Raw genomic sequence first — 13279 nt, forward strand, 5'->3', positions numbered from 1 at the left:
TTTGCCACGCCCAAATCAACTCTTAATGATTGGGATTATAAGCATGAAAAATAGCACAACACTCTATGCTAAATTACAAAATTCCCAAGAAATGGTTAATTTTGGTGACAGTAGGTTTGATATCTGCCTTGTTGCTGGCGATCGCATCTACGGCCTCAAGTATTTATTTATATGGCAGCAGTACTAATAATATTAAGGCAGATGCAGCAATTGTTTTAGGAGCGGCAGTTTGGGGAGAAGAACCATCTCCTGTTTTCAGGGAGCGAATCAACCACGCGATTAACTTATATAAAAATGGATCTGTTAAGACGATCATTTTTACTGGCGGAGTTGGGGAGAGTAATGAACTAGCTGAAGCTATAGTTGGAAAAAATTATGCAATCGCGCAACAGGTAAAAGCTGCTGATATTTTCACTGAAACTGAATCTCGCACAACTCACCAGAACCTCAAAAATGCTTTGGAAGTAGCAAATGCTCACCAATTAACCAAGTTTCTTATTGTTAGCGATCCATTGCACATGAAGCGAGCCGTATTGATGGCACGAGGCTTAGGAATGGATGCCCATTCGTCTCCCACACCTACTACCCGCTATCGTAGTTTTCCCAATCAGATAGAGTTTTTGAGCCGAGAAACTTATTTTTACTTTGTCTACTTAGTGTTTAAAATCTAGCTATAGTTCCTTACTCTGTATTTTTCAAGAAAGAACTTGTATAAATACCTTTTAAACCTTTTAGAATTTTGGCATTTATTTTCAAACTTAGTTGTGCAAAAACTTATTTTGAATAGTTAGCTAAACAATGTTATGAGGAAAACCCATTATTTCATAGATCACTTTTAGGAACTTCCTGACGAAATTCTATGAGCAATTCCATAGTTTCCACTACCAAACCACGTAAATCTCGATTCAGCGCTATAGTGCCTTGAGGTCCAAACCATCGGTCAAAAATAGCGACATATCGCTGATTCCCATTGACGAATCCTTGCATGAACTTGACTAGAGAATAGTTGACTGTATCCAAAAGTTTTGAGTTATTTTCTGGCACCATGCAAGCGATACCTTCTCGTGAATAGGGGCGATCGGGTACGATTGCAAAAGCATCTGGATTTTTTTGCTGTTGCAGCCATCCCTCTAAAAGAATGCTATCGGATGAGAAAGCATCAATAGTATCTTGTTGCAAAGCTGTGTATCCCTCTGCCCTCGTTTTAAAATACACCAGTTTAGCTTGGGTTTGTACACGAGCGATCGCCTGCTCATTTGTGGTTCCCGCCAGCACCCCAATTCGCTTACCAATAAGGGATTCAGGGGAACCTAGATTGCTTCCTTTCTTAACTAATAATTGCGTTCCAGTCACACCATAGCTGACAGAAAAATCTACTTTTTTATCTCGCTTCCATGTAAAACTACTTGCATCACACACAATATCAACTTGTTGATTAACTATTTTAGGAATCCGCTCAGAAGGGCTAAGACCAACTAATTGCAATTTAATTTTTTTTCCTAAGTCTTTTTCTAATTGCTCTTTAATTAGAGTCAGCATATCTACAGAATAGCCATTTAACTTTCCTTTACTATCCACATAGGCAAAAGGTAGCGCATCTCTACTAGTACCAGCTGTTAATACCCCTGTTCTTTTTACCTTTTGCATCACAGTCTCAGCACCTACCACATTAGGCATGAGCGTTGCAAACATCAGACCGAAAATAGGAATAGCAATTTTTTTATGCATAAGCTTTAAAGTAGGTAGTTTTTTCAAAAATCAAATCTGATTTATATATCAAGCTCAAGAACTTATCACTATCTAGTACAAAGTAAGGTCATCTAGTAACTATTCTTTACATTAGTATTCTTTCATAACTCTGGTCAAAGAAAAATTTTAGCCAACCTCTAAACAACTTATATAAACTGGGTTTGGAGCTTTATTTGGCTTTATTGCATGAATGAAAAAAAGACAATCCCTTTCACGAAAAAGCGGTAACTAGTCTTCAACTGTGTAATTATCTGGTTTGCCTAACTAGATCATGCAATTAATATCTACACATTACAGGAATAACTCAACGGCTTGATTGGCATCCAATGTTTACTGGAATACGTCCTAATGGTATGAAATATTGCTGTATTCTTATAGTCAGTGCTTTCACTGCTAAATACCTAATTAAGATGCATCGTTCATACACTGCATGGCTTGTTCCAGTGGCCTTGGCTTTAATTGGTTTTGGGTTAGATGTAAAAAGTGCCAGTGGACAACAGCTTTACACATTCAATGCCACTTATGACGTATTCTCTACGTCTAATTCCATTACGCCAGATGTTTCAGTAACAACTATTTCAGGACAAAGTGTTGATGCTCCTTATGATTTAACGAAAGTTAGCGGTTTAACCTACAGCCAAGTTAACTTTGCTACTGGAGAGTTCCGATTTAACACAGATGCCGCCACGTTTGGCTTGCAGGGCTTGCCAGTAGGCGAGGTAGTGTTGTTTGGTAACGGCAGTAATAAATTGTTTGGCACAAATAACGCTATTGGAGTAATTGACTTTCTCTCTTCAAAAGGCACTGCCAGGAATATTTTTACTATTACTAGTGGTGCAGGTTTATTTAAAGGTGCTGTCGGTACACTGACACTTTCTGAGGTTTATCAAATCAGTCTAGACCCAAATATTCCTACCACAGGCAATTCAAAAGTCAGTGGAACCATTCAGGTGTTTTCAAAAAACATTCCAGAGCCAAGCACTACCACTGCGTCGGCTCTTATAGGCATGATGGGGGGGGCTTTTTGGCTGCGCCGACAACGAAATACGCCCACTTCTGGCTGAGACAAAAACGCAATGTGTAGTCACATTGAATTCTGAGATAGCTAAGAGCTTAGTTATGAGATGACTGAGCTTTTATTGTATGCGATGTTCTTCTTTAAGGGGCTGCGCCTATGCTCCTGTTTTCCTATAAAAATTAGGGGAATGAGCGATTAGTTTCCTCGCTTGAATCGTGTGAGAGCTACGTCTACGACCTCACTTTTCCCCATCCTGCTGCTTGATACTTACTAAACTTGCGCTACAAATCCCTGATTTGGCAACTCGAAGGAAGCTGCTGTAATCACAGGTGCATTTGGATCAGACACTGTAATTCCCGTAGGTTGAGATTGAGGCAGCAATCGGTAGTCAGTACGCCAGCGCTCACGGTTCAGATCGCAGCGAACATAACCGCGCAGTCTCCCATTGAAATATTTCACCCACGGGTTCTGTGGCAATGCTGCTTCTACGTCGAATGTCCAAGGACAAGTTGAACTGATCGAAGTACCAACAAACTCAGTCGCTACTGTTTGTGAGTTGGGGTCGTCGAAGTTAGCTTTCAGATCATTAACCCAGCTAGAATGCCAGTCGCCAGTAATGACTACGGGGTTTGAGGGGCGGCGTTGCTGGATGAAACCGAGAATGCGATTGCGAGAGGCAACATAACCATCCCACTGGTCAAGGTTGAAGACTTCTCCCGCTCCGGTATCGTAGTCAAACTGAGCCATGATAGTCTGTTGGGCAATGACGTTCCAGCGTGCGCTAGAGCGATCTAGCCCCTCAAACAGCCACCGCTCCTGTTCGGAACCAGTGATTGTGGCAGTTGGGTCAGTAGCTTCAGTGCATCGCGGCTTACGTCCGTCATCACAGGGTTGATCGGTACGGTACTGGCGGGTATCTAGGACATTGAATTCAACGAGATCGCCAAAAGTCAACCGTCGGTAGAGCTGCAAATCAAGACCTCTAGGCTTTGAAAAGTCCCGCAGTGGCATGTGTTCATAATATGCCTGAAAAGCAGCAGCACGGCGGGCAAGGAACACGGAGCGTGATTGTACTTCGGGGTCTTGAGGAATTTCGTCTGCCCAATTATTGTCAACTTCGTGGTCGTCCCAAGTGACTAGCCAAGGAAATGCAGCATGAGTTGCTTGTAGGTGTGGGTCAGTCTTATACAGAGCGTGGCGGTTACGGTACTCCTGCAAAGTAAATGGTTCACCATTGCCATCGTGCGATCGCAGCGCAGTTGTACTCGGTGGGCCTTCATAAATATAATCACCCAGATGAACCACTAAGTCTAAATCCTCTTGAGCCATGTTTTTGTAGGCGGCATAATAACCACTTTGCCAGTTTTGACAGGAAGCGAAGGCAAAACGGAAGCGCTCAACGCGATCGCGCGGGTTAGGAGCAGTGCGAGTCCGCCCGATTGGACTAACTTCATTGCCCACCCTAAACTGATACCAATACCAACGGGCGGGTTTTAATCCTTGCACTTCTACATGAACAGAGTGTCCAAATTCTGGAGTAGCTATCTGTGTGCCACTGCGGACAACTTGCCGCATCTTTTCGTCGGTAGCAATCTGCCATTGCACAGGAACATTATATAGTGGCATTCCACCGCCATTGAGAGGATCGGGGGCTAAACGCGTCCACAGCACTATATTATCTGGAAGTGGTTCACCGGAAGCGACACCTAGACTAAAGGGATAATTAGAGAATCGGGGTTGGGCGAGAACTTTGTTAGACCATTGATTAGCGATCGCAAAACCAGTTAAGGCTCCAGTCCCAATTAAAACTTGTCGCCGTCTCAGGCGACTTGATAGCAAGCGCTCGAAGTTGAAGTTCTGCATATACTCCCCTTGTTATCGCGTTTGAATCACACCAAAGTGTAACAGCGCAACTTTAATGCTTCTTTGCAATCAGGTTAAGCGTTGATTATTCCAACACAACCCTAATTGTTTAACCTGAACAAGGCGTTCGGCGATGAAGGTGGCACTCGATCCTACTGGTCAACCACCTATGATACTGATGAAAACCTGACGCGCGATCTGGATCAAATCATTACTAAAGAAACTTTAATGGGCAATAGGTGTAAATCAATCGTTGAAATTGGCTGTGGCACAGGCAAAAATACGTTGCTGCTGTCACAAATTGCCCAAACAGTCTATGCAGTTGATTTTTCAGCATCCATGATCGAGAAGGCAAAAGAGAAAGTAAATTCAGTCAACGTAATCTTTATTACCGCAGACATCACAAAGCAATGGATTTGTACAACGAGTCTGCTGATTTGATCACCTGCAATTTCGTTTTAGAACACATCGAAGATTTGTCATTTATCTTTTCAGAAGCCTACTGTGTACTCTAAAAGTTACGCATTGACAAATACAATAATATATGTATACAGATTTATGTGCGAAATTTAAGATGCGATCGCAATCCGCCTACCAAATTTTTGTAGTGCCCTTTTGGTTTCGCTTCGTTTAAAGCGTGATTGCCTTATTGTTTCAGAATTGAACTCATGAAAATTTCCTGTACTAATTTTGTACAATTGCCCCCAAAGTCCCTTTGACTGCACGTAAATAATCAGATGGGGATAGCAGAAGCAGCATACCTCGCATTCCACCAGAAACAGTGATCTGCTCAAATAAAGTTGCCGTTTCATCAAGGTAAACTGGATAGTCTTTTTTGCTGGCTAAAGCTGTCACACCGCCACGAATGTATCCTGTTAGTGGCTGAACTTCTTTCAGAGCAACTGTCTCAACCTTGCGGTTTCCTGAAATCCGCGCCAAGGCTTTTAAGTCTAACTGAGCATTTCCCGGCACAACAGCAAAACAGATACCTGTTGTGTCACCTCTGACTACTAAAGTCTTAAAAACTTGCTCTGGAGGAAGACCAACTTTTTGTGCTGTACTTTCAGCAGCCAAATCATCAGGATCTACTTCATAGCTAAGAATTTTGTAGGGAATACTTAGTTTATCAAGTAATCGAGCAGCATTTGTTTTCATAAACTTTTCGTTATTCTAAGTTTATGACCTAGATATAATTCCACGCGTAAATGCAGAGCGATCGCTAGTTTAAAATAGATGTTGCGCGATAGTCATTCACGCTCTAAGGGTGCAGCAATGCTAGCAATGCTAGCATTGCTGTGGATATGTGGGTAAAGTTTTGATTACTCTTGGGCGGGCTAAACGCCCACCCTTAATTGTTATTGCAATGCCTCAGCAGTCTTCTTCTTATCCAACTTGAGAACCAACACACCCAAAGGTGGTAAACACAAATCCAGCGAATAAGGACGACTGTGCAAAGACCAATTATCCGTCCACTTACCCCCTAAGTTGCCCATATTGCTGCCGCCATACTGACGCGCATCGCTATTGAACAACTCAGTATAAAATCCCTTTTGCGGTACACCAATACGGTAGTGAGAATGGGGTTGCGGTGTAAAATTGCAAACCACGATCGCAAAATCATCAGAATCCTTGTCACGACGAATGAAGGAAACTACACTATGGCGGTTATCGCTACAATCAATCCACTCAAACCCAGGTTCAGCAAAATCCTGGGTGTACAAAACTGGCTCAGAACGGTAGAGATGGTTCAATTCCCGGAAAAACGTTTTTAATTGTTGGTGGGCTTCATTTTGCAATAAATGCCACTCCAAATCTGCCCAAGCATTCCACTCACTCCACTGTCCAAACTCCATGCTCATAAACATGGTTTTTTTACCTGGGTGAGCAAACATATAGCTAAATAAACAACGGATATTAGCTAACTTCTGCCATGTATCCCCCGGCATTTTGCCGATGATATTGCTCTTACCATGCACCACTTCATCGTGGGACAGAGCCAGCATGAAGTTCTCGCTATGGTTGTACCACATACTAAAGGTGATATTGTTTTGGTGGAACTGGCGGAACCAAGGGTCCATGCTGAAGTAATCCAGCATATCGTGCATCCAGCCCATATCCCACTTCAAGTTAAAGCCCAGTCCGCCTGTGTAGGTGGGCCAAGATACCATTGGCCAAGAAGTAGATTCTTCAGCAATTGAGAGAATACCGGGGAAATAGCTAAAGATGGTGTGATTTACCTGACGCAGAAAATCTGCGGCTTCTAAGTTTTCTCTGCCGCCGTACTGGTTGGGCAGCCATTCTCCTGGTTCGCGGCAATAGTCGTTATAGAGCATTGAGGCAACAGCATCAACACGAATCCCGTCAATGTGGTACTTGTCAAACCAGAAGAGGGCATTTGCTGCTAGGAAATTAGTAACTTCATGGCGACCATAGTTGAACACCAAAGTACCCCATTCTTTGTGTTCGCCTTTGCGGGGGTCAGCGTGTTCGTACAGGTGACTACCATCAAAGAAAGCTAAACCATGTCCATCTTTGGGAAAGTGACCAGGAACCCAATCCACAATTACCCCTATATCATTTTGGTGACATTTGTCAACAAAATACATGAAATCTTCGGGGGTGCCAAAACGGGAGGTGGGGGCATAGTACCCAGTTACTTGATAACCCCAAGAGCCATCAAAGGGATGCTCCGCAATGGGTAGTAATTCTAGATGGGTGTATCCTAATTCTTTAACATAAGGAATGAGTCGGTCAGCTAGTTCCCGGTAAGTAAGGAAGCGTGCGCCGGGCTTCAGTTCGGAAACGACAACTACGCGTTCAGTTTCACCATTAGGCAGTTTAGCAGGTTCGGCACTCGAAGCGTGTAACCAAGAGCCTAAATGCACTTCATAGACTGAGACGGGCTGGCTAAGGGGGTCAGTGTGACGCCGCTTTTCCATCCAGCTTTCGTCATCCCAACTGTAAGAATCTAAATCAGTGACAATGGATGCGGTTTTCGGGCGGGGTTCTTGCTGAAAACCGTAGGGATCGGATTTTTCGTAAATGTGTCCTTCAAAATTTTTGATTTCATATTTGTAATGCTCTCCCACACCGATTTCAGGAATAAACAATTCCCAAATTCCAGTGCGACCTTTACGCATCTGGTGTTTACGCCCATCCCAGAGATTGAAGTCTCCCAACAATGAAACGTTGCGAGCGTTAGGTGCCCAAACTGCAAAATAAACGCCTTTAACGCCGCCTATTTGCGTGGGGTGCGCTCCCAGTTTTTCGTATATCCGGTGATGGTTGCCTTCACTAAACAAATGCAAGTCAAAGTCTGTCAAGTTGGGAGAACGGAAAGCGTAAGGGTCATAAGTGACACGCTCATGTTCCCCTTCTTTAATGCGTAACTGGTAGTTTGCCAGTTCTGGAGTATCAATCGTGCATTCAAAAAAGTGAGGATGATGCACTGTTTGCATTGGGTATTCCTTCCGTTGTTCAGGAAGAACTACCCATGCTGCACTTGCATTTGGTAGGTAGGCCCGCACAGCCCAGACAGTTTTGCCGTCTTGTTCTATGGGATGAGAACCTAGTATTTCAAAGGGATCGTTATGCTGATTCCAAACGATGCTGTTAACCTGTTCAGGGGCGATCGTGGTCATGGACATGAAGCTACCTAAGTGAAATAACGTGATTGACTAAATCTACTTTTTTAATATCTATATATATTCTTTACATTTATTTGCAATTTTGCCGCCACCGTTATCCTACATCAGAATGGGGAATGGGGACTGGGGATGTATGACTAATGACTAATGTATCAAAAGTTTAAAAATGGGAAAAACTGAAGTAAGGTTTTACGTATACGCAGCAAGAAAATCTGTTCGCGAATTTTGGGGTCTAGTTTTGGAGGCGGGGCAAGTTGGATCTGCGCTTGTAATTGAATATATTCGGCAGCTGTTAGGGATTTTCCATCAATAGGCGATCGCGCCTCTATGATAATTTTAGTGCGTAATATTTCTTCTGGTGTATCCTCTAGTGGTGGTAATGCTCTGACTGCTGAACGCCAAGAGCTACTCAACACAAAAAAGGTTCCACTAATCACAATTAAGCTCAATAATTTTATTGTCTTTATCGCTTTAAATTTCTCCATCTACTGAACTGCGTTCACAACGCAGGATGAAAATCTATTTTTTCCATTGTCCATTCCCATTAAAAATTTTCCCAATAAAAATCTGGCAATACCAAGGCACATCACCAGGTCTTTTCTGATACAGAATAGACTACAGGTAATGCCCAAGAGCAATTGCCAGCGATCGCAATGAATTGTTTTGCCCTCTGAAAACTCAGGAGTCTAAGCCATTCCAAACACCAAACCAGAGAAATACTTTGCCCACAAAATGGCTTAGATTTACAGAACACAACTCCCTTCAACTTGGAATAAGGTTCAGTTACAGAAGAGGAAAGGGAACAAGGGTCACAAAGTTGGGAGCAGAACCCCATAAATAAATTTAGGGTTGCTAAAACAATGACAAATTATTTCTTGTGGCACTTTCCGCGACGCTTGATAGCGTTCGCGTAGCGTCTCAGACGCTCCTACGTCGCTCTAAGCGTACTCCTACGGAGAAGCAAGCTACGCGTTAGCGTCTCGTAGAGAAGCCATGCCGCAGGCTTTACGCTGCGCTATCGAAATAAATATTTAACATTGAGCGTAAATAAATTTAGGTGCTTGAAACCCTATATTACTGAGCAATTCCAGCATCTTTCTCTCCTGCTCCCTGCTTCCCTGCTTCTATGACCAGGCGAGCATTTCAGGGGGACACATGGTTGAAGAGGTAATCCTCATCACCAGTGTCCTTTATTTGCTGCCCTACTTAGCTGATATTCAAGCAAACTTTAGGCTCTGATACACCAAGAGAAAAATATAGCTTTTTACTTAACCTAATTAATTCAAGCTATGTGGTGACGAGCCTTATTACTAAGCTATTTTGGGCATGATTTAAACTAAAGCTGATTAATGCCCTATTTAGGAGTAGCAGTGGGACTAGTTGCGGGAGTAATTGTGGGAGTAGCAGCAGGTGCATCAGTTGGTTCACCTGTAGCAGCTGGGGTACTAGTACCGCCACCACCAGCATCACCGCCGCCGCCTTCACAAGCTCCGAGAATTGTAGCCAGACTTAACATTACAGCCAAACCAAAGATTCTTGTTTTCATAACTCCTCTTTCACCAATTGTGGCTAGAACAATTTTTCGCCTGTTGAATACGATACCGTATTTATTGCTTTTTTTTAAATGCTACGAGATTACATATTAAAAAAAACAATCCTTTGGGGTATTCTTTTTTTTGATTAGGGATCATACAGCCATCTGATTAGTTTCTCTTAACCCAGTAGCAAAAGGGAAATTACCAAATTTTCTAGCAAACCGAGCTATCATAGCAAAAAAATTATTTTTTCCCGGAGTATTGCACCTTGCTGCTCTGCGTTGCCATACTTTAGGTGCGATATCTAAAGGGCAAGCTGTCCAATTGCTAATCCCTGATTGCAAAATTGCAATATCTAGAGAATGCAATTGGTACAGCTATCTATCACAACAGTTAAAAGGGTGTAGTCTGTTATGTGTGCTTGTTGCACAGAAGGCGATTCTAACTAAGCAAAAAGAGACAATTAACACAATCAATCTAAAGTACAGTATTTTTCATCTAAAAAATTTATGGTAGTTGCTCGTAAATCTGCTGTTTCTACAAGGGGTACTTGGTTCGGGCGAGATTCTATCCTTTCTTTAGGGAGGCGACGTTCTGCACGTATACAATCAGCAGCACAAAGCCCTTCTAAACCTGCTGCCCAAGAAGCTGTAGTATCCTCTCAAAGACAACAGCGTTCCCCGAAAAAGCTAGGGGTTTCTCCCACAAATGGAGCAGTTATGCCCAAATCGGGGAAACAGTTGGGTAGACAACAAGTGCTAAATCTCAATGAGCAGTCGAGTGCAAACCAGAAAACTCCAGGGGTAGGTTTTCTTCGCCTTCCCATAATGCCTAATTCTGGAGCAGTACCTTTGTGGTTGCTGCGCTTGTATACCTTTCACCGTTATTCGACAGTTTTGACGTTCTTATTAGTAGCATCGACACTTGCTGTTTATGGCTGGACGGTATATTCCCAAGAGCTTTGGAGTAAGTCATATCGCAGGCTGCAAAACCTCCAACGTCATGAGCGGCTACTAACGACAACCAACGCGACGCTGACAAATAAAATTGCCCAGGAAGCAGAACAACCAACAGCAGGGCTGGTATCGCCGACTCCTCAAGGCATGATTTTCTTATCTCCAGCATCTCGTAGTCCTAAGCCAGCATCGTCTAACACAACGCCAAATCCCCAAACGCAACAGCAAACACTCTCGCCACTGGGGTATTAAGGTTAGCAGTCATTGGTCGTCATTGGTTATTGGTCATTAGTTTCAGACAAACAAAGAGGTCTGGTCGGTTTTAGGTAATAGTGCCAACTTCAAGGAGGAACAGAACTTAAAAGACGAAGGATGAAGGACAAAGGACAAAGGACAAATGACTAATGACTAATGACAAAGGACAACCTAATGCAAAAATCACCAAGCAGAACAAACAGAAAGTTTCAGAATCCAGCATTTAAAAGGCGACAGAAGGGTTCTAAAGGAGGATTGTTAGGGACACTTGCCCCTAATATCCAAAATCAAACATCTAACACCAAGTCCCGACTGTTTATAGTATGGGGCGTATTAATGGCAGTAGGGTTGGGGTTAGGTCTTAAATTGTATAATTTACAAATTGTCAAGGGGCAAAAGTTAACAGAGCAAGCGCGAAACCAGCAAATGGTGAATTTGCGACCTTTTATGCCCCGTCGCCCGGTGGTAGATCGCAATAGTAATCTGTTGGCAATTGACCGTCCTGTATATATTTTGTACGCTCATCCCAAGCTGTTTAATAAGTCTAATGAAGATATGGCAGGGCGACTTGCCCCAATATTGGCAAAAGATACTGCTGAATTGATAAAAACTTTTCAAAGCAAAAGAAGCGGAATTATACTTGCCCCAGCCCTCGCGGAGGAAACTATTGATCGCATCAGCTCTTTGCGCTTAAACGGCTTAGAGTGGGCTGAAAAATACTCCCGATATTATCCGCCAGACGATTTGGTTTCTGACGTGGTGGGCTACGTGAATCTTGACCGCCGTGGTCAAGCAGGTGTGGAATACTCTCAAGAGAAGTTGCTAGAACGTCCTGTGCAAACGGTGCGCCTCAGTCGGTCGGGTAATGGGGCGTTGATGCCGGATCATGCTCCTGAAGGTTTCTTGCATTTTGATGATTTGCGACTGCAACTCACTATTGATAGCCGTCTGCAACGAATTGCCCGCGTTGCACTCAAACAACAAATGGATAAATTTGAGGCTAAACGTGGGGCGGTAATTGTGATGGATGCATTAGATGGTTCCTTACTCGCCCTTGTTTCTCAGCCTACTTATAACCCTAATGAATACGCTAAAGCTAATATCTCACTATTTAAAAACTGGACGGTGGCGGATCTTTATGAACCGGGATCGACTTTTAAACCTTTGAATGTAGCGATCGCTCTGGAAAATGGCGTCATCAAACCAGATGATATGTTTAATGACTCCGGTTCTATTCGAGTAGCTAATTACACCATCAAAAATGCGATGAATAATGGGAATGGGCGAATCAGCATCGCTCAGATTTTGCAATATTCCAGCAACATTGGCATGGTGCAAATTATCCAACGCTTAAAGCCTTCAATCTATTACAACTGGCTAGAACGCTTAGGGCTAGGACAAAAAGTTGATACAGATTTACCTTTTGAAGTTGGTGGTCGGCTTAAAAGTCAAGAAGAATTTATCGCTTCGTCAATTGAACCAGCTACTACTTCCTTTGGGCAAGGCTTTTCCATGACACCGTTACAGCTAGTGCAAATGCACGGTGCTTTAGCCAATGGCGGTAAATTGGTCACACCTCATGTAGTTCGGGGGCTGATTGATAGCAAAGGGCAAATGCATGATTCACTTACTCAGACCGTCCCCCGTCAAATTTTCTCAACTGCAACAACCCAAAAGGTTGTGGAAATGATGGAAACTGTTGTTAATGAAGGTAGCGGGAAGGCGTCACAAATTGCGGGATATCGCATTGCTGGTAAAACTGGTACAGCCCAAAAAGCTAGTCCTAATGGCGGATATATCAAGGGTGCTAGAATGACCAGCTTCGTGGCTATTTTGCCAGTGGAATCTCCTCGGTATGTTGTGTTCGCACTAGTAGATGAGCCGAAAGGAGAAAGTGCTTATGGTTCTACTGTCGCCGCGCCAATCGTAAAATCCGTAATCGAAGCACTCATTCCTCTTGAGGAGATTCCGCCAAGTAAGGCGATTGAGCAGAAGGAAGTGCCGTAGGGGGCAGGGGGACAAGGGGACAAGGGGACAAGGGACAAGGGACAAGGGGACAAGGGGACAAGGGGACAAGGGGACAAGGGACAAGGGGACAAGGGGACAAGGGGACAAGGGGACAAGAGGTGAGAACTTGAAACAAGTCTTTCCCCTTGTCCCCAATTCTCCTTGTCCCCAAGTCCTCTTTCCAATGCCCAATGCCCCTCATACCTGAAGTTACATACCCAGGAGTTCATCTAGCTGCAAGTTTGGCAA

Annotated in this window: 12 protein-coding genes; 6 read left to right on the forward strand and 6 right to left on the reverse strand. The window is 43.4% G+C overall.

Annotation, left to right across the window (positions count from 1 at the left end):
* Positions 1-65: 65 nt before the first annotated feature.
* A complete protein-coding gene (locus VE944_RS32515; protein WP_324987447.1) occupies positions 66-671 on the forward strand; it encodes a YdcF family protein in 606 nt (201 codons plus the stop codon).
* A 151-nt stretch (positions 672-822) separates the two neighbouring features.
* Here the strand turns inward: VE944_RS32515 and VE944_RS32520 are convergent, their stop codons facing one another.
* Positions 823-1728, reverse strand: a complete 906-nt coding sequence (locus VE944_RS32520; RefSeq protein WP_324987449.1) for an amino acid ABC transporter substrate-binding protein — start codon at positions 1726-1728, stop codon at positions 823-825.
* Between the two features lie 347 nt (positions 1729-2075).
* Between VE944_RS32520 and VE944_RS32525 the strand changes: the two genes are divergently transcribed.
* The gene (locus tag VE944_RS32525; RefSeq protein ID WP_324987452.1) at positions 2076-2813 is read left to right on the forward strand and encodes a hypothetical protein; all 738 of its coding nucleotides are present in this window, start codon (positions 2076-2078) and stop codon (positions 2811-2813) included.
* Between the two features lie 224 nt (positions 2814-3037).
* Here the strand turns inward: VE944_RS32525 and VE944_RS32530 are convergent, their stop codons facing one another.
* On the reverse strand, positions 3038-4630 hold the full coding sequence (locus VE944_RS32530) for an alkaline phosphatase D family protein (RefSeq protein WP_324987455.1): 1593 nt from the start codon (positions 4628-4630) through the stop codon (positions 3038-3040).
* Positions 4631-4735: 105 nt separating this feature from the next.
* On the opposite strand from VE944_RS32530, the gene VE944_RS32535 reads away from it, so the two are divergent.
* Positions 4736-5071 carry a class I SAM-dependent methyltransferase gene (locus VE944_RS32535; protein ID WP_324987458.1) on the forward strand — a complete coding sequence of 112 codons (336 nt, stop codon included), beginning with the start codon at positions 4736-4738 and terminating at the stop codon, positions 5069-5071.
* Positions 5041-5145 (forward strand): methyltransferase domain-containing protein, encoded by a 105-nt coding sequence (locus VE944_RS32540; RefSeq protein WP_324987461.1) that lies wholly within the window; start codon positions 5041-5043, stop codon positions 5143-5145. The genes VE944_RS32535 and VE944_RS32540 overlap by 31 nt, the downstream gene beginning before the upstream one ends.
* A 169-nt stretch (positions 5146-5314) precedes the next feature.
* Here VE944_RS32540 and ybaK read toward each other — a convergent pair whose 3' ends face one another.
* The 4 genes from ybaK to VE944_RS32560 form a co-directional block, all read right to left on the reverse strand.
* Positions 5315-5785 carry a Cys-tRNA(Pro) deacylase gene (gene ybaK / locus VE944_RS32545; protein ID WP_324987464.1) on the reverse strand — a complete coding sequence of 157 codons (471 nt, stop codon included), beginning with the start codon at positions 5783-5785 and terminating at the stop codon, positions 5315-5317.
* Between the two features lie 200 nt (positions 5786-5985).
* Entirely contained in the window at positions 5986-8277 is a 2292-nt protein-coding gene (glgB, locus tag VE944_RS32550; protein WP_324987466.1) for a 1,4-alpha-glucan branching enzyme, read from the reverse strand.
* A 152-nt stretch (positions 8278-8429) separates the two neighbouring features.
* A complete protein-coding gene (locus VE944_RS32555; protein WP_324987469.1) occupies positions 8430-8762 on the reverse strand; it encodes a hypothetical protein in 333 nt (110 codons plus the stop codon).
* Between the two features lie 869 nt (positions 8763-9631).
* Positions 9632-9823 (reverse strand): hypothetical protein, encoded by a 192-nt coding sequence (locus VE944_RS32560; protein WP_324987472.1) that lies wholly within the window; start codon positions 9821-9823, stop codon positions 9632-9634.
* Positions 9824-10321: 498 nt separating this feature from the next.
* Between VE944_RS32560 and VE944_RS32565 the strand changes: the two genes are divergently transcribed.
* Positions 10322-11020 (forward strand): hypothetical protein, encoded by a 699-nt coding sequence (locus VE944_RS32565; RefSeq protein ID WP_324987475.1) that lies wholly within the window; start codon positions 10322-10324, stop codon positions 11018-11020.
* A 177-nt stretch (positions 11021-11197) separates the two neighbouring features.
* Positions 11198-13030, forward strand: a complete 1833-nt coding sequence (locus VE944_RS32570; protein ID WP_324987480.1) for a peptidoglycan D,D-transpeptidase FtsI family protein — start codon at positions 11198-11200, stop codon at positions 13028-13030.
* Positions 13031-13279: the final 249 nt, after the last annotated feature.

The sequence above is a fragment of the Nostoc sp. genome (assembly GCF_035638895.1).
Taxonomy (GTDB): domain Bacteria; phylum Cyanobacteriota; class Cyanobacteriia; order Cyanobacteriales; family Nostocaceae; genus Nostoc.